The organism is Pseudomonas sp. NBRC 111123, from assembly GCF_001320205.1.
In the GTDB taxonomy this organism is placed as follows: domain Bacteria; phylum Pseudomonadota; class Gammaproteobacteria; order Pseudomonadales; family Pseudomonadaceae; genus Aquipseudomonas; species Aquipseudomonas putida_J.
The window spans coordinates 60576-81629 of sequence record NZ_BCAZ01000020.1 but is presented as its reverse complement, the minus strand read 5'-3'; the positions used below and the strand labels follow the sequence as shown (position 1 = coordinate 81629).

Annotated in this window: 20 protein-coding genes and 1 pseudogene; 6 read left to right on the top strand and 15 right to left on the bottom strand. The window is 64.9% G+C overall.

What is annotated here, in order from left to right; translation table 11 throughout:
• Position 1 precedes the first annotated feature (1 nt).
• The 5 genes from APH27_RS12745 to APH27_RS12725 all read right to left on the bottom strand — a co-directional run bounded on the left by APH27_RS12745 (position 2) and on the right by APH27_RS12725 (position 5911).
• A complete protein-coding gene (locus APH27_RS12745; RefSeq protein WP_060484992.1) occupies positions 2–961 on the bottom strand; it encodes an isopenicillin N synthase family oxygenase in 960 nt (319 codons plus the stop codon).
• Positions 962–1135: 174 nt separating this feature from the next.
• Complete coding sequence (locus tag APH27_RS12740) at positions 1136–2218, bottom strand: BMP family ABC transporter substrate-binding protein (protein ID WP_027918820.1); 1083 nt, start codon at positions 2216–2218, stop codon at positions 1136–1138.
• A 53-nt stretch (positions 2219–2271) separates the two neighbouring features.
• The gene (locus tag APH27_RS12735; protein WP_027918819.1) at positions 2272–3198 is read right to left on the bottom strand and encodes an ABC transporter permease; all 927 of its coding nucleotides are present in this window, start codon (positions 3196–3198) and stop codon (positions 2272–2274) included.
• A gap of 58 nt (positions 3199–3256) precedes the next feature.
• Positions 3257–4357, bottom strand: a complete 1101-nt coding sequence (locus APH27_RS12730; protein WP_060484991.1) for an ABC transporter permease — start codon at positions 4355–4357, stop codon at positions 3257–3259.
• A 12-nt stretch (positions 4358–4369) separates the two neighbouring features.
• On the bottom strand, positions 4370–5911 hold the full coding sequence (locus APH27_RS12725; RefSeq protein ID WP_060484990.1) for an ABC transporter ATP-binding protein: 1542 nt from the start codon (positions 5909–5911) through the stop codon (positions 4370–4372).
• A 252-nt stretch (positions 5912–6163) separates the two neighbouring features.
• Between APH27_RS12725 and APH27_RS12720 the strand changes: the two genes are divergently transcribed.
• Positions 6164–6421 (top strand): hypothetical protein, encoded by a 258-nt coding sequence (locus APH27_RS12720; protein ID WP_060484989.1) that lies wholly within the window; start codon positions 6164–6166, stop codon positions 6419–6421.
• A gap of 39 nt (positions 6422–6460) precedes the next feature.
• Here the strand turns inward: APH27_RS12720 and APH27_RS12715 are convergent, their stop codons facing one another.
• Positions 6461–6748, bottom strand: a complete 288-nt coding sequence (locus APH27_RS12715) for a hypothetical protein (protein WP_060484988.1) — start codon at positions 6746–6748, stop codon at positions 6461–6463.
• A gap of 368 nt (positions 6749–7116) precedes the next feature.
• On the opposite strand from APH27_RS12715, the gene APH27_RS12710 reads away from it, so the two are divergent.
• Complete coding sequence (locus APH27_RS12710) at positions 7117–7524, top strand: OsmC family protein (RefSeq protein WP_027918815.1); 408 nt, start codon at positions 7117–7119, stop codon at positions 7522–7524.
• An 11-nt stretch (positions 7525–7535) separates the two neighbouring features.
• Here APH27_RS12710 and APH27_RS12705 read toward each other — a convergent pair whose 3' ends face one another.
• Genes APH27_RS12705 through APH27_RS12680 form a run of 6 tightly spaced genes read right to left on the bottom strand, consistent with a single transcriptional unit; the run spans position 7536 to position 14403 of the window.
• A complete protein-coding gene (locus APH27_RS12705; RefSeq protein ID WP_027918814.1) occupies positions 7536–7907 on the bottom strand; it encodes a RidA family protein in 372 nt (123 codons plus the stop codon).
• A 28-nt stretch (positions 7908–7935) separates the two neighbouring features.
• Entirely contained in the window at positions 7936–8631 is a 696-nt protein-coding gene (locus APH27_RS12700) for a DUF3726 domain-containing protein (RefSeq protein ID WP_060484987.1), read from the bottom strand.
• Positions 8632–8633: 2 nt separating this feature from the next.
• Complete coding sequence (locus APH27_RS12695) at positions 8634–10328, bottom strand: hypothetical protein (protein ID WP_060484986.1); 1695 nt, start codon at positions 10326–10328, stop codon at positions 8634–8636.
• A 26-nt stretch (positions 10329–10354) separates the two neighbouring features.
• The gene (locus APH27_RS12690) at positions 10355–11905 is read right to left on the bottom strand and encodes a BCCT family transporter (protein ID WP_060484985.1); all 1551 of its coding nucleotides are present in this window, start codon (positions 11903–11905) and stop codon (positions 10355–10357) included.
• Between the two features lie 55 nt (positions 11906–11960).
• A complete protein-coding gene (locus tag APH27_RS12685) occupies positions 11961–12947 on the bottom strand; it encodes a dipeptidase (protein WP_027918810.1) in 987 nt (328 codons plus the stop codon).
• A 13-nt stretch (positions 12948–12960) separates the two neighbouring features.
• A complete protein-coding gene (locus APH27_RS12680; RefSeq protein ID WP_060484984.1) occupies positions 12961–14403 on the bottom strand; it encodes an aldehyde dehydrogenase family protein in 1443 nt (480 codons plus the stop codon).
• A gap of 95 nt (positions 14404–14498) precedes the next feature.
• On the opposite strand from APH27_RS12680, the gene APH27_RS12675 reads away from it, so the two are divergent.
• From APH27_RS12675 to xth, 4 genes and pseudogenes are all read left to right on the top strand, one after another.
• Positions 14499–15386: a LysR family transcriptional regulator gene (locus APH27_RS12675; protein ID WP_027918808.1), complete on the top strand. Its 888-nt coding sequence runs from the start codon at positions 14499–14501 to the stop codon at positions 15384–15386.
• Positions 15387–15541: 155 nt separating this feature from the next.
• Positions 15542–15814: pseudogene (locus tag APH27_RS26600) on the top strand (LysR family transcriptional regulator); the annotation flags it as partial.
• A 496-nt stretch (positions 15815–16310) separates the two neighbouring features.
• Complete coding sequence (locus APH27_RS12665) at positions 16311–16553, top strand: hypothetical protein (protein ID WP_027918806.1); 243 nt, start codon at positions 16311–16313, stop codon at positions 16551–16553.
• Entirely contained in the window at positions 16550–17341 is a 792-nt protein-coding gene (gene xth, locus APH27_RS12660; RefSeq protein ID WP_060484982.1) for an exodeoxyribonuclease III, read from the top strand. Before APH27_RS12665 ends, xth begins: the two co-directional genes overlap by 4 nt.
• 1 nt (position 17342) lies before the next feature.
• Here the strand turns inward: xth and APH27_RS12655 are convergent, their stop codons facing one another.
• The 3 genes from APH27_RS12655 to APH27_RS12645 are packed head-to-tail and all read right to left on the bottom strand — an operon-like array spanning position 17343 to position 21045.
• Positions 17343–19544 carry a xanthine dehydrogenase family protein molybdopterin-binding subunit gene (locus APH27_RS12655; RefSeq protein ID WP_060484981.1) on the bottom strand — a complete coding sequence of 734 codons (2202 nt, stop codon included), beginning with the start codon at positions 19542–19544 and terminating at the stop codon, positions 17343–17345.
• Positions 19541–20542 (bottom strand): xanthine dehydrogenase family protein subunit M, encoded by a 1002-nt coding sequence (locus APH27_RS12650; protein WP_060484980.1) that lies wholly within the window; start codon positions 20540–20542, stop codon positions 19541–19543. The genes APH27_RS12655 and APH27_RS12650 overlap by 4 nt, the downstream gene beginning before the upstream one ends.
• Positions 20539–21045, bottom strand: coding sequence for a (2Fe-2S)-binding protein (locus tag APH27_RS12645; protein WP_060484979.1), 507 nt, complete (start codon positions 21043–21045; stop codon positions 20539–20541). The genes APH27_RS12650 and APH27_RS12645 overlap by 4 nt, the downstream gene beginning before the upstream one ends.
• Positions 21046–21054: the final 9 nt, after the last annotated feature.

The following is a 21054-nucleotide window of genomic DNA, read 5'->3' as shown; positions in this document are numbered from 1 at the left end:
TTCAAACCGCCTCACGGCGATATGCATAGGTTTCGGCAAAACGCGACAGCATGTAGGCGCTGCACGACACCGGCGGGTACTTGGCCGGGTTGTCGTGGCCGGAGCAGTTGGGCAGGCAGTTGATCTCGGTGTCCGGGTGCGGCTCGGCGAAGAACGGCATCGAGTAGCGGTCCACGCCCAACGGGCTGATGACCCGGTGCGGCGTGGAGGTGTAACGGTCATTGCTCCAGCGCGCCATCATGTCGCCGATGTTGACCACGTAGGTGCCTTCGATGGGCGGCGCGTCGATCCACTGGCCGTCGCGGCTGCGCACTTGCAGCCCACCGGCGTTGTCCTGATACAGCAAGGTGATGCAACCGTAGTCGGTGTGCGCGCCGGCGCCTTGCTGGTCGGCGCTGCTGGCGGCCTGGCGTGGCGGGTAGTGGATCATGCGCAGCACGCTGATCGGTTCGGCGAAACGCTGGTCGAAAAAGTCCTGCGCGATGCCCAGTGCTTCGGCCATGGCCCGCAGCAGAGTCAGGGAAAGCCCGTGCATGTCCTGGTAGTGCTGTTGCAGCAGTGCTTCCCAGCCAGCGATGGCCGGATGGCGGTTGGGGCCGCGCAGCGGTTTGCCTGCCAGCACGTCAGGGTGTTCGGCGCTCATGTGGAAACCCATGTCGAAGGTCTCCTTCAGGTCGCTTGGCCGCTCAGGGTCGAGTTGCTCGGTGGCGATGGCGCCATAGCCACGATGGTGGGCGCTGCGGGTGATGTCGATCCGCAGCTTTTCATCGGTTGGGCGGGCAAAGAAGTCTACGGCGGCGGCTTTCAGTTCAGCGATGCGCGCGGCCGGGATCGGGTGCCCCTTGATGTAGTAGAAACCCCATTGCCGGCAGGCGGCATCGATCTGCCGGGCCACGGCCTGACGGGCAGCGGGGTCGTGCTGGTAGAGCGGGGTGATGTCGATGATTGGCAGTGTGTTCATCAGGGCTCCGGAACAAGGACGGTGATCAAATTTTCAGGCCTGTGCTGGCACTTGTAGGAGCGGCCTTGTGTCGCGAAAGGGCCGCAACGCGGCCCCATGAATGCAGCGTAAATGCATGGCTTGCTGGGGCTGCTTTGCAGCCCTTTCGCGACACAAGGCCGCTCCTACAGGACCTTACTTGGGCAGTTGCGCGGTGATGCCTTTGACGTAGTAGTTCATGCCCGCCAGTTCGGCATTGCTGGCCACCGCGCCCTCAGGAATCTTCACCTCCCCGGCCTGGTCGAGGATCGGCCCGGTGAAGGGGTGGAACGAGCCGTCCTTGATGCTGGCGATGATCTGCTCGGCGCCGCTTTTCACGTCAGCCGGCACCAGGTCGCTGATCGGCAGCTCGACGGTGCCTTCGGCCAGGCCACCCCAGTAGTCCTGGGGCTTCCAGTTACCGTCGATGACCGCCTGGGTGCTCTTGATGTAATGCGGGGCCCAGTTGTTGACGATGGAGGTCAACACCGCCTTGGGCCCGAAGTGGGCCATGTCCGAGGCATAGCCCACCGCGTAGATGCCACGGCGCTCGGCGGTCTGGATCGGCGCCGGGCTGTCGGTGTGCTGGAACAGCACGTCGACGCCCTGATCGATCAGGGCATTGGCAGCGTCGGCTTCCTTGCCCGGGTCAAACCAAGAGTTGACCCACACCACCTTGATCTCGGTGCCAGGGTTGTACTTGTCCAGCGCCAGCTGGATGGCGTTGATGTCGCGCAGCACTTCCGGGATCGGGAAGGACGCGACGTAGCCGACTTTCTTGCTCTTGGTCATCTTCGCGGCGAGGTAACCGCCGACGTAGCGCCCCTCATAGGAGGTCGCCAGGTAAGTGCCGAGGTTCTTGTCCTGCTTGTAGCCGGTGGCATGTTCGAAGGTGACCTTGGGGAACTGTTTGGCCACCTTGGCGGTAGGGTTCATGTAGCCGAACGAGGTGGCGAACACCAGGTCGTAGCCACCCTTGGCCATGTTGCGGATGACCCGCTCGGCGTCGGCGCCTTCCGGCACGTTCTCGACGAAGCTGGTCTGGACCTTGTCGCCGAACTGTTTGATCAGCGCCTGGCGGCCCTGCTCGTGCTGGTAGGTCCAGCCATGGTCGCCGATCGGGCCGATGTAGACGAAGCCGACCTTCAGCGGGTCGGCTGCGGTGGCAGAGAGCGCCGTGCTGAGGCCGATGGCGGCGGCCAGGGTGCGCAGCAGTGTGGTGCTTTTCTTCAGATGCATCGAGGGTTCACTCCTGTGGGTCTTGTGTTGTTCTGTTGTTTGCCGGTGCGCCGTCAGCGTCCCGCTTTCCAGGGCTGGCCCAGCGATACCGGGGCGTACAGCCGGGTCTTGAGTGCATCGCGCGAGAGCACCACCAGCACCAGGATCGTCGCCACGTACGGCAGCATCGCCAGCAGGTTGGCCGGGAAGCTCACGCCGATGCCTTGGGCCACCAGGTGCAGGATGCTGGCCAGGCCGAACAGGTAGGCGCCGAGCAGCACGCGCAGTACCCGCCAGCTGGCGAATACCACCAGCGCCAGGGCGATCCAGCCGCGGCCGGCAGTCATGTTCTCTGCCCACATCGGCGTGTAGGCCAGCGACAGGTAGGCGCCGGCCAGGCCGGCCATGGCGCCGCCGAACAGCACCGCCAGCGTGCGCACGCGCAGCACCGGCAGGCCCATGGCGCTGGCGGCGTCGGGGTTTTCGCCAACGGCCTGCAGGACCAGGCCGGCGCGGCTTTTCAGCAGCACCCAGGCGACCAGCAGGAACAGGGCGAAGGACAGGTAGACCAGCAGGTCCTGGTTGAACAGCATGTGGCCGATGATCGGCAGGTCGGCCAGCAGCGGAATCGCCAGCGCTTCGAAACCGCTCAGCGGCTTGCCGACCCAGGCGCTGCCAACGAACGCCGACAGGCCGACGCCAAAGATGGTCAAGGCCAGGCCGGTCGCCACCTGGTTGGCCTGGCAGCCCAGGGCAACCACGGCGAACAGTGACGCCAGCAGCATGCCTGCCAGGCATGCCATCAGCACACCGAGCCACAGGCTGCCGGTGGCGAAGGCGGTGATGAAGCCCACCACCGCGCCGAACAGCATCATGCCTTCCTGGCCGAGGTTGAGCACGCCGCTTTTCTCGCACACCAGTTCGCCCAGGGCCACCAGCAGCAGCGGGGTGCCGCAGCGCACCATGGCGTAGAGGATGTTGCCAAGCAGATCGAGATCCATAGTCGAAGCCTCAGCCTGCGCACCCATGGCGGCAGGCACTGGTAAAGGTCAGCGGAGGTCAGGCACTGGCGGCTTCGGCCAGCGGCGTGCGCCGCCGCCAGTTGAGCCTGAGCCGTGGCCGGTAAAGGATCAGCACGTCGCAGGCGAGCAGGTAGAACAGCATCATCCCCTGGAACAGCCCGGTCAGCGCCTGCGGCAGATTGAGGCTCATCTGCGCGTTCTCGCCGCCGAGGTAGAGCAGAGCCATCAGCAGGCCGGCAACGAGGATGCCAAGCGGATTGAGGCGGCCGAGGAAGGCCACGGTGATCGCGGCGTAGCCGTAGCCCGGCGACACCTGCGGCACCAGCTGGCCGATCGGCCCGCTGACTTCACTGACCCCGGCCAGGCCCGCCAGGCCACCGCTGATCAGCAACACCAGCCACACCAGGCGCTTTTCGCGAAAGCCGACGAAGCCGGCGGCGCGCTGATCGAGGCCAAGCACCTTGATCTGGAAACCCAGGAAGCTCTTGTGCAGCAGCACCCACACCGCCACCAGTGCCAGCAGTACGAAGTACAGGCCGACATGCACGCGGCCATCCTCGAACAGTGCCGGCAGGCGGCTGGCATCACCGAACATCGCCGACTGCGGGAAGCTGAAGCCTTCGGGGTCTTTCAGCGGGCCGTGCACGCAGTACAGCAGCAGGTTCAGGGCGATGTAGTTGAGCATGATGGTGGTGAGGATCTCGTTGGCATTGAAGTGCGTGCGCAGCCACGCTGCCAGCGCCCCCCAGAGGGCACCGGCAAGGCTGCCGGCCAGCAGCACCCAGAGCAGTGCCCAGCGGCTTTCCCAGTCGATGATGTGGATTGCCAGGGCGCTGCCGGCCAGGGCGCCGATCAGCAACTGGCCCTCGGCGCCGATGTTCCAGATGCGCGCCTGGTAGGCCACCGCCAGGCCCAGGGCGCAAAGCAGGATCGGCAGCGCTTTGAGCAGCAGTTCGCTAAGGCCGTACAGGTCGCTGACCGGTTCGATCAGCAACGTGTGCAAGGTCAGCAGCGGGTCATGCCCCAGGGCGCCGAACAGGATCGCTCCGCTGGCCAGGGTCAGCAGGGCAGCAAGCAGCGGCGACAGCACCAGCATGGCGCGCGACTGCTGGGTACGGGGTTCGAGGGATAGCAACATGGTGGGCTCTCGTCAGATGGCGGCTTGCGCGGTGTCGAACTGGCCGGCCATCCAGCTGCCGACCTCCACGCTGTGGGTGTCGGCGGTGGCCTTGAGCGGTGACAGGCGCCCGCTGCACAGGGCGCCGATGCGGTCGCTGATCTGCAGCAGCTCATCGAGGTCTTCGGAAATCACCAGGATCGCCGCGCCGGCATCGCGCAGGGCAATCAGTGCGCGGTGGATCGCCGCAGCGGCGCCAACATCGACTCCCCAGGTCGGGTGGGCGGCAACCAGCAGCCTGGGGCTCTGCAGGATTTCCCGGCCAAGGATGAACTTCTGCAGGTTGCCGCCAGACAGGCTACGCGCGGTGGCCTGCGTGCCCGAGGCTTTGACCGAGAAACGCTGGATGATCTGTTCGGCCAGCGCCAGTACTTTGCCCGAGCGGATCAGCCCACGTTCGACCAGGCCCTGCTGGAAGGCGCTGAGCAGGGCGTTGTCGGCCAGGCTCATGTCCGGCACGGCGCCGTGGCCCAGGCGCTCTGCCGGGACAAACGCCAGGCCCAGGGCGCGACGGGCATCCGGATACAGGTTGGCCATGGGCTGGTTGTCGAGGCTGATGCGCTCGCGCTCGCTGGCGTGCAGGCGGGTTTCGCCACTGAGCAGGGCCAGCAGCTCGTCCTGGCCGTTGCCGGCGACCCCGGCGATGCCGACGATTTCGCCGCTGCGCACCTCCAGGCGCAGGTGCTCGAAGGAGGTGCCGAACGGGTCCTGGTTGCGCCAGCTCAGGTCGTCCACCCGCAGCCGCGGCAGGCCGCCTGCGCGTTTCGGGTAGCGGGCTTCCAGCCCTTCGGCATCGCCGACCATCAGCCGCGCCAGCTGCAGGTCGCTGCAGTCGGCCGGCACGCAGGCGCCGGAAACCCGGCCTGCGCGCAGCACGGTGGCGCTGTGGCACAGGGCGCGCACTTCATTGAGCTTGTGGCTGATGAACAGGATGCTGCAGCCTTCGTGGGCCAGCGTGCGCAAGGTGACGAACAATTGATCGACCTCCTGGGGCGTCAGCACCGAAGTCGGTTCGTCGAGGATCAGCAGTTTGATGTCCTGCATCAGGCACCGCACGATCTCCACCCGCTGGCGCTCACCGATCGACAGGCTGTGAACCAGGCGTTCCGGCTCCAGGCTCATGCCGTAGCGCTGCGACACCTCGCGGATACGCGGCGCCAGCTGCTTCGGCGAGCCCGCTTCGCGGCCCAGCGCCAGGGCAATGTTCTGCGCCACGGTCAGGGTCTCGAACAGGGAAAAGTGCTGGAACACCATGCCGATGCCCAAGCTGCGTGCCTGGGCCGGATCAGCCACCTGCACCTGCCGGCCCTGCCACAGCAGCTGGCCGGAGTCTGGCCGGGTGACGCCATAGATGATCTTCATCAGGGTGCTCTTGCCCGCGCCGTTCTCGCCAAGCAGGGCATGTATCTCACCGGGGGCGATGCGCAGGTCGACGCGGTCGTTGGCCAGCGTGCCCGGGTAGCGCTTGCTGATGGCACGCAGCTCCAGGCGCAGGTGCGGAGGGGATTCGGACATGGGGCTGCTCGGCAGTGGTGGGTGTGAGCAGCATGCAAAGCAAAAACATGGCCAAGTGGTCAGATTCCCGTCGCGGGGCCGTTGCAGACGGGGTTGTGGCCGATCAAGGCAGCGCGCAGGGCGGGTGCAGGGGGAGGTTGGGTGTGTGGTTTTGGGGCGCAGGCGGCGCCAAAGTGGGGCGAAAATCAATCATGAGCCGTCTTGATGCTTTCACATATTGCGACTAATACTAAAGAGCTGCCAAGAAGAGGGATGGTCATGCAGACGCGCTTCGTTGTGGTTCCCGCTCTACCGCCGGAAAAAGACTACCTGCCCAGGCGCGCAGGTTTCCCCAACACGCTGGGCAAGGGATACGACCTCTATGACACCCTCGACAAGCTCAGGCTGACGCTGAATTTCGCAACCCGGGCTGAAGCGGACTACGCCTGTGCATGCCGCAATGGCGTGTTTGGCGCGAATGAAGAAAGCCCTACCGATGGGCGGTCTGGGTGGTGTAACGCACAGACGTGAGCACCAGGGCGCTGCCGCCCCGGTGCTAGTTGCCAGTTATCAACGATCCTTGTCTTTATGCTGGGTGCCGCCCTGGGAAGCTTGCCCACCCATGCGTCCGCTGTCGGCTGGATTCTGCTTGCCACCGGCCTGCCCACCTTGGTGCCCGGTATCCTTCTGCTGCCAATCCTTGTCCTTGCTCATCTTGTCTTCAGGCGTGTGTCCGGACTGCTGGCCACCTTTCTGCGTACCGGCCATGCCGCCTTGTCCGCCTTTGCCGCCAGCATCCCCCGCGTTGGCCTGGTTGCTGCCGCCTTGGGGTCTATCTTTGTCTTGATTGTTAGCCATGATCGGTTACCTCAAGTCAGACACAGGAAGTTCTGTGTTTACTTGTGACTGGCGATAGTTGCCGCAGCGTGCAAATTCTTTCAGCTATTCGGACGAGATGCTTTAACCAACCCCGGCCCAACAATTAGCGGGCGAAAGCCTGCTGCATGGCCCAAGTGGCAGACGGGCTTGGGGTGACGTGATGATGCTGTGTGTGTCGCGGGCTCGGACGCCTGCGCTGACGTTGGACCTGCGATGAAAGCCGGGGGCGGCAAAGCGGCCCCTGCGTTCTCCCTATGGAACGCCAGGGTGCAAATCCGTCATCTACTGCTGATCGCCCTGTTTTTCTATCATTGCTGCTTCAGGACAATTACACATCAGGAGTTTCCATGGCAGAGCGAGCAATCCGTGCATCTTTCGCAGGCGTGGCCTACCAGGTGAACATCACCAATGGCCAGCACCAGTGGGCCAGCGACGTCGTTGAACAGGCAGGTGGCGCCGATGTGGGGCCGTCGCCCCATGAGCTGTTGCTCTCGTCCCTTGGGGCTTGTACCTCCATCACCGTTGCCATGTACGCGCAGCGCAAGGAAATGCCGCTGCAAGCCATCGACGTGGACATCACCATCGAACAGGAGCAGCTGGGGCGCGAACCCAGGCTCCAGATCGCGCGCGACATTCGCCTGCGCGGGGCGCTGAGCGATGAACAACGTGCGCGTTTGCTGGAGGTCGCCAATGCCTGCCCGATTCACAAGGTGTTGAGCGGCGAGATCATCATCGCCAGCAAGCTGGTGGAGTGACGCACGCGCCCCTAGAGGCAGGCGTACACCACCAGTTCCACCAGCATTTCCTCGCGGGCCAGGCCTGCCACCACGATCGCCGCGCGGTTTGGGTACGGCGCCTGGAAGTACTCGGCATACAAGCTGTTGACAGCAGCCAGGTAGCTGCGGTCGGTTACGTAGATCAGCACCTGGGTCACCGCATCCAGCGAGCTGCCGGCAGCCTCCAGGGTGTGGTGCAGGTTGTCCAGGGTCTGACGGGCCTGTGCCTCGATGCCGCCGGCGACCACCTGGCCTTGGGCATCGATGGGAATCTGGGCGGTGTAAAGCGTGCCGTTGCCGACCACGGCCCACTCCAGTGGTGCCCTGGAGGCGTACAGGTCGGTCTTGATCGCATGTTTCATTGCATGGCTTCCTGGATGTAGGCGAGGGTCAGTCGGTGTCGCTGCCGCCGCCTGCACCATGGCGGCGGGAGGCTTCGGTGCTTTCGACGAGAATCTGCTCGGACAACTGCTTGAGCCGCTGCCAGGTGCCTGCGTCTACCGTGAAGCCCTGGTTAGCCGTGCGTTGTGTGGTGCCCGCAATGGGAAGGGCGTAGGCCGGCCGGGTGAACAGCACCGTGACGCCTTGTTCGAATGCCTCGACGGCGCCTGGCTTGGCTTCACTGCGCAGCGCAGGGCGTTGCTCGCCTGCGGTAAAGTCGGCCAGGTGGTGCTGGCGCGCATCGTCCCAGCGGGCCTGCACGTGCAGCCCGCGCTCGGCGGCCTTGCTCAGGTAGCCCAGCAGCAACAGGCGGTTATGGCAGTGGTGAATCTTCAGCAACGCCTGGCCACGGTGCAGCGCCTTGTCCAGTGCCAGTTCCACTGCCGTCGCGGCGCAGCGCAGCACGCTCTGGCCGTGGGCGTCGAGCACCAGCAAGGTGCTGTCGTCGTAGCTCAGGGTGAAGGGTTGGCTGGCTTCACCTTGCAGGTAGTCCAGCGCCTGTGCCAGCGCACCGATGCCATCGAGCCCTTGCACGTGCAGCCAGCCCACCAGTTCGGCCGCGTCCTCGCAGTCGCCCGGGGCATAGCCCATGCCTTCGAACGCCTTGCGGCACATCACCTGGATTTCGTTGAGTGATACACGCATGGTCACAAGGCTCCCTGCGGCATGACCGCGAAGTTCCAGTCGTCGTCGAACGGCTGGCCGATGTCGCTCACCAGAGGCGCGCCCTGGAACAAGGTGATGCGTACCCAGCGGCTGGATTTGGGGTCGAACTTGCCCGCACCGAAGAACGCCAGTTTGCAGCGCAACAGGTGGATCGGCAGCATGTCGCGGTCCAGCAGGTTGGCGCGGATTTCCCCGTAGTTGCTGTGCGCCATGCCTTGCAGGCGGCGCACCGTGCCTTTGAGCGTCGGTGCGGCGATCAGCAGGTGCGCGGTCAGGGCCTGAGGCTGTGCCTGCAGGTGTTCGAGCACGGCGCGGTGGCAGCGCTGGATATTGCGCGCAATGCCTAGTTGCATTTCCTTTTCCGCGCCCGGCTCTTCGGTACGCATGCCCAGGCGTGGCTCCTCTTTTTCGGCTGAGCGGTACCAGAAGAAATGCTCGGCCGCCACGTGGGTGAAGTCGTAGGCCAGGGCCCAGCCGTACTGCTGCTCGATGAGTTCGCGCAGCTGCCTGAGGGGCATCTGTGCGTCCAGCTGCCAGCCTTCGCTGGCCCCCATTTGCTCGGCCAGCGGCGTCACGAGCGCGGGGTACAGCTCCAGCAGCAGGCTCACCAGCAGTTCCTGGCAACCCGGCCCGGCGTGTGTCTCGCTCCAGGCCAGCAGCCGTGGCCAGAGGCCATTGCCAGCGGGCTGGCCACCGAGCCAGTCGGCCAACGCCGCGAGTTCGGCCAGGGTTTGCTGGTCCTGTTGCTGCTGGCGCAGGTCTTCGGTCTGGGTCTGGCTCAGGTGCAGGCTTGCCCGCCTCAGCAGTGCGTGCAGACGCTCCAGTCGGGCGGGCTCGGCCGGTTGCGCCAAGGCCCGGCTCAGCGCCGTTTCGCGCATGCTGACCCAGCGTTCCACCAATTGCGGGTGGTTGATCAGGAAGGGCGCCATGCCCAGCCCGGTCGCGTTGCCGACCCCCAGGTAGCGTTGCAGTGCCGGGGCCAGTGCCACGGCACGTTGCGGGTCGAGGGCCCGGGCCATGTGTTCGATCTGTTCGATGCTGAAATGGCGCAACAGGTAGACCGTGAACATCTGCGCGCTGAAAGGCTGGTTGAAGTCCGGGTTGTCCTGCAGGCAGCCGAAATCGGCGATGCCGAACTTGCCGTTGCCGTATACCGCAGTGGTGCGGTAGAGGTAGCCGACCTCTGCCAGCTGGCGTGGGTCTGGCTGCTGCCCTTCGGCCAGCGCCGCCAGGAAGCGGTCGAAGTTGCGCAGGCTGCGGTTGGCCCGCGACAGCACCAGCACGCGGGCATCGAAGCGCCCGGCCTCCTGCAGCGGCACGTTGCGCTGCAGGTCGTCCAGTTGCGCCGCATCGACGTCGCCTGCGACCAGCACGAAGGTGACGTCCCACTGGTCGGCGATCACCCGGTCGCTGCGTTTTTCCGGCGGCAGGTAGGCCGAAAACAGCACGCAGTGGTAATGCCCATGGGGCGTGTCGATGCGGTAGATGGCCGTACCGAAGCCTTGCGCATCGAGGTCGAAGCGGCTGCGCTGGATGTGCCAGCGCTGGTTCATCATCCGCCGCATGCTGCTGCGCACGAAGCTCAGCGGGCTCTGGAAGTGGCTGCCCAGGCGGGCCAGGTCCATGACCTGGCTGGCGGGGCGCAAGGCCAGTGTTGCAGGTAGGCTGTTGGACATTGTTGTCATACCTGGATGGATCATGTTCAGACGCCTTGTTCGCGGGCCATGTGCCGGGCGATGCGCACCGCATCCCACAGCGCTGGCAGGATCACCAGCGAAACCGGCACCGCGGTGATGACAATGAAGGACTGCAGGGCCGTCACGCCGCCGGCACCGATGGTGATCAGCACCACCGCCGCCAGGCCCATGCCGATGGCCCAGAAACCACACAGCCACTTCTTCGGTTTATCGTTGCTGGACATCGCCAGCGCCACGGTGAAGGCCATGGCATCGCCATTGGTCGCCACCGAGATGAAGCTGAGGAACAGGAACAGCGCACTGATCAGGCCGCCCAGCGGCAGGTTTTGCGTCACCCCCAGCAACAGGTCTTCGGGCTGCGCGCCGTGGGCGGTGACGATGCCCGGTGTCTGCAGCTCCAGGCCGATGCCGGTGCCGCCAACCACGGTGAACCAGAACATGGTCACCAGCGGCGCGATGATCGACAGCGTCATGATGATCTCGCGGATGGTGCGGCCCCGCGAGATCCGCGCGACGTACAGCGCCACCATTGGCGCGTAGCCTATGAACCAGCCCCAGTAGAACACCGTCCACCAGTCCAGCCACTTGGGGTCGGCACGAAACATCGTCATCGGGATGAAATGCTCGATGTGCAGGGCAAAGGCTGCCGGGAAGCCGCCGAGGATGAACAGGGTCGGGCCGAACACCACCATGAACAATGCCAGGCCGATCATCAGCCAGACGTTGATCTCGCTGACGAAGCGGATGCCCTTGAGCCCCACCAGGCAGGACACGGTGTACATCGCCGTGACCAGCACGATGGTCAGCGACTGGGTGATGATGTCGTTGGGCAGGCCCCACACGGCATGCATGGCGCTGCTGATCTGCAAGCCGAGAAAGCCGATCGGGCCAATCGTGCCGGCGACCACGGCGATGATCGAGGTGGCGTCGGCCAGGGTGCCGATCGGGCCCTTCAGCGCACGCTCGCCAAACAGCGGGTAGAGCAGGGTGCGCGGTGCCAGCGGCAGGCCTTTGTCGTAGTGCAGGTGCATCAGCACGATGGCCAGCAGGCTGCCCAGCACGGCCCAGGCCAGGAAGCCCCAGTGCACGAAGGCTTGCGCCAGTGCCGCGGTGGCTGCGGCCTCGCTGTGTGGTTGCAGGCCGGCGAACAACGGCGGCGGGCTGGCAAAGTGCATCAGCGGTTCGGCGGCGGCCCAGAAGGCGCCGCCGCCGGCCAGCAGGGCGCACATGATCACCGCGATCCAGTTGAAGGTGCTGATGTCAGGGCGCTGGGTCACGCCGCCCAGGCGCACGCGCCCGCAACGGGAGAAGCCGATGGCCAGGCTGACCGCGAAGGTCGCCAGCATCAGCACCTGCCAGTACAGGCCAAAAGCCTTGGTCGACCAGGCGAACAGGGTGTTGACCAGCGCTGACACCGTGTCGATGTCGATCAGCGCCGCCAGCAGGAATGCGCCGAGGAAGCCGCCGCTGATCAGGAACAGCGGCCAGTCGATGTCTCGCGTCAGCGGCAGGCCCATGGCCTGGCCTTCAGCCTGCAGGGTGGTTGGGTTTTTCATGAAGCCTCCGGAACCTGCGATTGTTGTTATTGTCGATGCTGTCCGTGCAGGGGGCTCAGGCCTGTGCCGTGGTGGCGGTCTCCAGCAGGCGCAGCCAGTTCAGCCCCATGATCTTGCCCACCTCGGCTTCTGCAAAGCCGCGGGCGCGCAGGCCCTGGGCGATATTGCGGAAGTCGCGGCTGTCGCGGAACCACTGCAACGGTGCCGGCCAGTTGGCGTTGTCCTTGGAGCCTTCGCCGTAGTCCTTGTCCTTGCTCCAGCGGCCATTGCGCATCCATTCGAGCACCGCCAGCGGCTGTGCCTGGCACAGGTCGGTGCCGATGCCGATATGCTCCACGCCCATCAGGTCTGCGGTGCGTGCGACCATGTCGCAGAAGCTTTCCAGGCTGCAGTCCGACGCCCCCTTGAGGTGGAACGGGTAGGTGCTAAAGCCCAGCAGCCCGCCGGTTTCGGCGATGCCGCGCAGCACGGCATCTGACTTGTTGCGCTTGGCGGCGTGGAAGCTCGACGGGTTGGCATGGGAGATGATCACCGGCCGGCTCGACAGCTCGATGGCTTCCAGCGTGCTGCGTTCGGCGCTGTGGGACATGTCGATGAGCATGCCGACCCGGTTCATTTCGGCAATCACCTGGCGACCGAAGCGGCTGATGCCGTTGTCTTCGCGCTCGTAGCAACCGCTGGCCAGCAGGCTCTGGTTGTTGTAGGTGAGCTGCATGATGAACACCCCCAGCTGGCGGAACACCTCCACCAAGGCGATGTCGTCCTCGATTGGCGAGCAGTTCTGGAAGCCGAAGAAGATCCCCACCCGGCCTTCGGCGTGGGCCTGGCGAATGTCGCTGGCCGTGCGCACCGGGCGGATCAGTTCGGGCCAGGCTTCGAAGCGGCGGTTCCACTCACCCAGGCGCGACAGGGTCTCGCGGGCGTTCTCGTGGTAGGCGATGGTGGCGTGCACCGCGCTCAGGCCACCGGCCTGCATCTGCTGGAATATTTCCGGGCTCCAGTTCGAGTACTGCAGGCCGTCGATCATCAAGAGGTCGTGCATGGCGCGTATTCCTTCAGGGCCGCAGGTAGGTGGTCTTGACCACGGTGTAGAAGTCGCGGGCGTACTGGCCCTGTTCGCGGGGGCCGAAGCTTGAGGCTTTGCGGCCGCCGAACGGTACGTGGTAGTCGGTACCGGCGGTGGGCAGGTTGACCATCACGCAGCCGGTCTGGGCGCCGCGCTTGAAGGCGCTGGCGTGGCGCAGCGACTGGGTGATGATGCCGGCGGTCAGGCCGTAATCGGTGTCGTTGAGGGTGGCCAGGGCCTCGTCGAAGTCGCGTACGCGGATCACACAGGCAATGGGCCCAAACACTTCCTCGCGGTTGATGCGCATGTCGTTGCGGCTGTTGATGAACAGCGCCGGGCGCATGTAGTAGCCGTCGCTCTGAAGCTGCAGGCGTTCGCCACCTTCGATCAGGGTGGCGCCTTCGTCCTGGGCAAGCTGCAGGTACTGCAGGTTCTGTTCAAGCTGTCGGGCGTCGGCCACTGGGCCGATCTGCACCCCGGCCTCCAGGGCATGGCCCACCTTGAGCTGGCGCATGCGCAGGCGCAGCGCTTCGACGAAGCGGTCGTGAATGCCCTCGCAGACGATCAGCCGCGAAGACGCCGTGCACTTCTGCCCGGTGCCGAAGAAGGCACCGTTGAGGGCGCACGCCACGGCCAGGTCGAGGTCGGCATCGTCCATTACCACCAGGGCGTTCTTGCTGCCCATCTCCAGCTGGCAGCGCACCAGGTTGCCGGCGGTGGCGACCGCGACACGGCGGCCGGTCTGCAGCGAGCCGGTAAAGGTCAGGGCGTCGATCTCGGCCGACTGCACCAGGGCTTCGCCAACGCTGGCCCCGCTGCCCATGACCAGGTTGAAGGTGCCGTTGGGCAGGCCCTGTCGGCTGATGATCTCGGTCAGCGCCCAGGCGCTGGCCGGCACCAGGTTGGCCGGCTTGAACACCACGGCGTTGCCGAATGCCAGCGCTGGGGCGATCTTCCAGGCGGCGGTGGCCATGGGGAAGTTCCACGGGGTGATGATGCCCACCACGCCCACCGGTTCGCGATGCACTTCGATGTCGATCCCGGGGCGCACCGAAGCGGCGGTCTCGCCCATCTGGCGCAGCACTTCGGCTGCGTAGTAATGGAAGAACTGGCCGCTGCGGTGAACCTCGCCGACGCCTTCGGCCAACGGTTTGCCTTCTTCACGCGAGAGCAGCTCGCCGAGTTCCTGCTTGCGGGCGATCAGTTCGTCGCCGATGGCCATCAGCACCTGCTGGCGGGCCTCCAGGCCGCTGGCGGCCCATTGCGGTTGCGCGGCGCGGGCAGCCTGGATGGCCTGGTGGGCCTGTGCGGCGCTGGCCTGATGGTATTCGCCGATCAGGTCGTGGGTGTCCGAGGGGCTGTAGTTGCCCAGGGTGGTGTGGCCTTCGCACCACTGGCCATCGATATAGTTCTTGTAGGTCTTGAATGACATGGCTGAAAGCCTCTGGTTGCCTGGCCTTCATCTTGCGAGCAATATGCAGCAAATAAAAATTAATAAAAAAAATGCTTTGATAAGGAACGCTAACCATGTTGCCCGAGCTGAAAATCGCCCAGCTGCGCTACTTCTTGCTGGTGGCTGAACTCAAGAGCTTCCACGCCGCAGCGCGTCAGGCGTTTCGCACCCAGCCGGCGATATCGCTGGCGGTGCGCGAGCTTGAGCAGAAGCTGGGGCAGGCGCTGATCGAAAAGGGGGGTGGCCGGGTGGAGCTGACCCCGTTCGGCGAGCATTGCCTGCCGTTGTTTCGTGGCTTGATCGAGCACCACGACCGCATTGCCCGCGAGGCCACCTTGCTGGCCCGGCACGAGATCGGCCAGGTCAGCATCGCGACCGTGCCCTCGGTGGCCAGCCGCATGTTGCCTGGGCCACTGGCGCGTTTCGTCGCCGAGCACCCGAATGTGCAGGTCAGCATCCAGGACGGCACGGCCGAGCGCGTTCAGCAGTTGTTGGCCCAGGGCCAGGTGGATTTTGGCATCAGCAGCTTGTGGCTGGAGGACGAGCAGCTCGAGTTTGCGCCGATCGTCAATGATCAGGTGGGCGTGGTGTGCCGCGCCGACCACCCGCTGGCGCAGGCGGGCGAGGCCTTGCACTGGTCGCAGCTGCAGGGCGTGCCGATGGTCCGCAACGGTACCTCGCAGCTGCTGGCCGGCACCGAAGCCGAGTGCTTGCTGGGGCATAGCCGGTTGTTCGTCTCCAACATGATCTCGTTGATCGCGATGCTGGAGGAGGGGGTCGGGATCAGCACCTTGCCGTACCTGGCGTTCCCCCTGGAGAACGACAAGCTGGCGTTCGTGCCGCTGGTCGAGCCTAAGGTGGAGCGGCACATCGGCATGCTCACGCGCAAAGGGCGCAGCTTGTCCCCTGCGGCCGCCGCACTGATGGCATTTTTGCAGGTGCACCTGGCAAGTGCCGGATAGCGCACTTCGCTCCGGAGCAATAATCCCTGACCCATGATTGCCTTGCTGCAAGCAGCGACATGGGCAGTGCCTATTCAATTTGCCGGCATTTGAGGGTTTGATGGTACGGGCATTACTGTATCGCCCATTTCGCTTGTGCCTGACAGGAATAAACGATGGACAAGATGATGGCCCTGACCATCTTCGTCGCGGCGGCCGAGCACGGCAGCGCCGTCGGCGATCACCAAGGCTGTCGCGCACCTGGAAAGCGAACTGGGCGTGCGCCTGTTCGAGCGCACCACCCGGCGCATGGCGTTACCGAGGCCGGCAACCTGTACCTGGATGGCGCCCGCCAGGCGTTGCTGCACCTGCAGCGGGTGACCGAGGAGGTGGAGCAGCTGCAGTACGCGCTGCGTGGCACCCTGCGCATCACCGCGCCGCCGTCGTTCGGCTACCTGTCGGACCGCCTGGGCCGGCGCGTGGTGATGGGCTTCGGCGCGCTGGTCATGGCCCTGGGGCTGTTCGCGTTCTTCTCGCTGGTGGGCATGAAGCGCTTCGCCATTGCGCTGTTCGCCTATTGCGTATTGCCTGACCGGCCTGCGGATGGGCGCGACCCAGGGCCCGATCCCGGCTTTCCTCGGTGAGCAGTTCCCACGCAGCATGCGCTACTCGGGGATTTCGGCCGGTGACCAGATCGGCGCCGCGCTGGGCGGCGGCACGGCGTCGAGCATCGCCACGGCGATCCAGATCCTGACCGGTCACGACCCGCTTGGGGTGGCGCTGGACGGGGCAGCGGCGCTGGCGCTGGTCGCGGTGTGTTCGCTGATGTTGCGCGAGACCTCGCGCTTGAGCATGGCGCAGATCGATGAACCCGCGACGCTGCGGTTGAACGTTGCCAAGGGGCAGGGCTCATACTTGCAAAGGGCACAGCGAGGAGTCCCGATCATGAGCATCGAACGCAGCATCCCCGAGCTTGAGGCCTGGTACGCCCAGTACGACGACATCAGCTACCGCCAAGCGTCGCCGGATGCCTACCACCTTGAGCTGGTTCGCACCGCCGAGGCCCTGCGCGACGAGGGCGCCATCGACTGGGACGACTGGCTGGCGCTCAAGGCGCTGGCCGACCAGGCCCATGTGCACGCGTTGGAGGACGCCGTGCAGGCCCACGTGAGCGACCCGGACGCATGAAAGCGCTGAAGATCGCCAGTTTCAACATCAACGGGATCCGCAGCCGCCTGCCGGCGCTGCTGGCCTGGCTGGAGCGGGCGCAGCCGGACATCGCCTGCCTCCAGGAGCTCAAGGCGCCCGATCAGCAGTTCCCGCGTCAGGACCTGGAGGCGGCAGGCTATGGTTGCCTCTACCAGGGCCAGCCGTCATGGAACGGTGTGGCGATTCTGGCGCGTGGCAGCGAACCGCTGGAGGTCCGCCGTGGCTTGCCCGGCATGGAAGACGACAGCCAGAGCCGCTACCTGGAGGCGGCAGTGCACGGTGTGCTGGTGGCGTGCCTGTACCTGCCGAACGGCAACCCGCAGCCCGGGCCGAAGTTCGATTACAAGCTGCGCTGGTTCGATTGCCTGGTGGAGCATGCCAAGGGTCTTCACGGCAGTGGGCACCCGACACTGCTGGCAGGCGACTTCAACGTGGTCCCTACCGACATGGACATCTACAACCCGCGCTCATGGCTAAAGGACGCCCTGCTGCAACCCGAATCGCGAGCGCGTTACCAGCAGCTGCTGGAGCAGGGCTGGGTCGATGCCATTCGCCATCTGCACCCTGACGAGCGCGTGTACACCTTCTGGGATTACTTTCGCAATCACTGGGCGCGCAACGCCGGGTTACGCATCGACCACCTGCTGCTCAACCCCGACCTCGCGCCTTACCTGAAGCGTGCAGGCGTCGATGCCTGGGTGCGCAACGAAGCCAAGGCCAGTGACCACGCACCGGTCTGGATCGAGCTGGGCACGCGTAAAAAGTGAGCTACAACAACGTGTCGAGGGTGATCGGAAACGCCCTGATCCGCTTGCCGGTGGCATGGTAGACCGCATTGGCGACCGCCGCCGCGACGCCGACCACGCCGATCTCACCGACGCCTTTCGAGCCTAGTTCGTTGACGATGTCGTCCTGCTCTTCGACGAAAATCACCTCGATATCACCGACGTCGGCATTCACCGGAATGTGGTATTCGGCCAGGTTGTGGTTGAGTACGCGGCCCTGTTCGTGGTCTGTCTGAGCTTGTTCATGCAGGGCCATGCCCAGGCCCCACACGACGCCGCCAAGAATCTGGCTCCGTGCGGTTTTCGGATTGACCACGCGGCCCGCCGCCACAGCACTGACAACCCGGGTGACGGTGATCGTGCCAAGGTCCTGGTCCACCTTGACCTCGACGAAAACTGCCGAATGCGTCGCAGTGGAGAACGGTTTACGCTTGGCGCTCGGCTCTGCCTTGACCTGTGCCTCGAAGTAGCCCTCTTTGGACTTGGCCGCAATCTCCGACAAGGCAATCCGCTGCCCATCGAACTGCAGGTACCCATCGGCAAAGGTAATGGCGTCCAGCGGCTGGCTGGCTAGCGCGGGATGGGTCGAGCGGGCGCTTTGCAGCACCTTGCTGCGCAGGATCTGGCAGGCTTGCTGCACTGCCGAGCCTACCGATGAGACGGTAAAGGAACCACCCTGCAATGGCGCGGTTGGCAAGGAAGAATCGCCCAATAAGAACGTAACGTCTTCCAACCTGAGACCGGCAGCATCGGCCGCGATCTGGCTCATCACCGTACCGGTACCGGTGCCGATGTCGGTGGTCGCACTGCTGACCGTCAAGTGCCCTTGGCCGTCCAGCCTGGCGTTGGCACTGGCTGTCATCTGCATGGCTTCCCAGACACCGCCCGCCATGCCCCAGCCAACCAGATGCCTGCCGCTGCGCATGCTGCGCGGCTCGGGGTTGCGGTTGGCCCAGCCGAAGTGCGCGGCGCCCTGCGCGTAACAGGCGAGTAATTGCTTGCTGGAGTAGGGTTTGCCTTCATTGCCGTTGTGGTCGGCAAAATTGGCCCGGCGCAACTCAAGCGGGTCAAGCTTTGCCGCACAGGCTAATTCGTCCATCGCGCATTCCAACGCGAGTACTCCCGAGCCGGCACCTGGGGCGCGCATGTCCAGCGGGGTGAACACGTCGAGCGGAACGAGGCGGTAACTCAGCGCCACGTTGTCGCAGCGGTAAAGCATGCCGCTCCATTCCACCAGGTGCTCGGTGAAGTCCTCGAAACGTGAGGTCTGAGCAATGGCGTCGTGGGCGACTGCTACCAGCCGGCCGTCGGCACTGGCACCCAGGCGAAGACGCTGCTGGGTGCGGGGGCGGTAACCGAAGGTGAACATCTGCTGGCGGGTGAGTGTGACCCGTACCGAGCGCTTCAGATGCAATGCAGCCATGACCGCCAAGGGCAACTGATACTGCGGACGCAGCCCCGAACCGAAGGCACCCCCCACGTACGCGGCCAATACCCGGACCTTGTCTTTCGACAGGCCGAATACTTTGTGCAGATAGTCCTGGCAGTTTTGCGGGCCTTGGGTTTTGTCGTGGATTTGCAGCGAACCATCGGCCTGGTAAAACACCGTCGATGCGTGGGGCTCCATGGGGTTGTGATGCTCGTTCGCCGTCAGGTAGGTCGCATCGACGGTGATCGCTGCCTTGGCGAACTGCCCGGCGAAGTCGCCACGGGCCGGTGGTGTCTTGGCCGGGGCCTGATGGCTCTGGTCGAGCACGGCGAGCAGGTCGGTCTGGTGGGCTTCTTCGCTGTATTCGATCTGCACCAGCGAGGCAGCGTAACAGGCCAGCTCAAGGTTTTCGGCAACGACCAACGCCAGGGGTTGCCCGTTGTAAAGCACGCGATCATTGAACAGTGGGCGAAAAGGCGCGCCCTTGGCCGAGTCGGCGTCACTGTAGTCGTCGTCATAACTCGACACCGCAGGGCGGTGGGCGTGGTCCAGCACCGCAATCACGCCGGGGACCTTCAGCGCTTGGCTGCTGTCGATGCGCAGCACCCGTCCACGGGCGATGGTGCTGGAGACGACACTGCCATGCAGCAGTCCCGCTTCGGGGTATTCACCGGCATAGCGCGCCTGGCCGGTCACTTTTGCCATGCCATCCACTCGGTCGAGCGGCTGGCCGATCACGGGGGGCATGCTGTTCATGCGGTTGCTCCTGGGTAAGGCTGTCCAACAGCGGCCTCATTCAACGCCCTTACGATTGCCCGATGGGCAAGGGGTACCTTGAAGCCGTTATGCTGCAACGGTCTGGCGCCCTGCAGCAGCACGTCGGCGGCCTGGGCGAACAGCGTCAGGCTGGCTGCCTGGCCGGTCAGTACGCGTTCAGCCGCCGGCTCGCGCCACGGCTTGTGAGCCACGCCGCCCAGCGCAATTCGTGCGTCCCTGATCACGCCGTCCTCGATCCTCAGCGCTGCCGCGACCGAGACCAAGGCGAAGGCATAAGACGCCCGGTCGCGAATCTTCAGGTAGTTGCAATGCTTGGCGAAGTGCGGCGGTGGCAATTCGACGGCGGTAATCAGTTCGTCATCGGCCAACTGATTGTCGCGCTGAGGCAGGTCACTGGGCAGGCAGTGGAAGTCGGTCAGCGGGATCTGGCGCATACCGGCACGGCCTTGCACGTGCACCACGGCTTCCAGTGCCGCCAGCGCGACGCACATATCCGAGGGATGGGTCGCGACACAGGCGTCGCTGGCACCGAGGATGGCATGGATGCGGTTCAGGCCGGTGCGTGCCGGGCAGCCACTGCCGGGTTGGCGCTTGTTGCAGGGAGTGCCGGTGTCGTAGAAGTAATAACAACGGGTGCGTTGTAACAGGTTACCGCCGGTGCTCGCCATGTTGCGCAGCTGCGGTGAGGCACCGGCAAGGATCGCCTGGGCCAGCAGTGGATAGCCTTGCTCGACCAACGGGTGCCAGGCCAGTTCGGCGTTGCTTACCAGTGCGCCGACGCGCAGGCCGCCGTTTGCAGTGGCTTCGATGCCCCTGAGCGGCAGGCCTGTTATATCGATCAGGCGCTCGGGGCGCACCACATTCTCCTTCATCAGGTCGACCAGGTTGGTGCCGCCGGCGATGAACTGCGACGACAGATCCACGAGGCTGATGGCTTCGCTGATGGAGGCCGGTTTGTGGTAACTGAACGGGTTCATGGGCGCACCTGCTGCATCAACGGCAGGGCTTCTTCCACGGCCGCGACGATGTTGGCATAGGCACCACAACGGCACAGGTTGCCGCTCATCTGTTCGCTAATGGCTGCGCGGCTGTCGGCCCGCCCTTCGTGGGCCAGGCCTATGGCCGAACAGATCTGCCCGGGGGTGCAGTAGCCGCACTGGAATGCATCATGGCGGATGAAGGCGCGTTGCATGGGGTGCAGCTGTTCGCCATCGGCGAGGCCTTCGATGGTCACCAGTTCGGCGCCGTCGCACATCACGGCGAGCGTCAGGCAGGCATTCACCCGCTGGCCGTCGCGCAACACCGTGCAAGCGCCGCACTGGCCGTGGTCACAGCCTTTCTTGGTGCCGATCAGGTCCAGCTGTTCGCGCAGCAGATCCAACAGCGTGGTCCACGGTAGGACGTGCAGTGAGCGGGCCTGGCCATTGAGCATCAGGTGTATGAGGTGCGCCTTGGCGCCCTCGGGGGAGATCGCACGCATGAAAGGTCC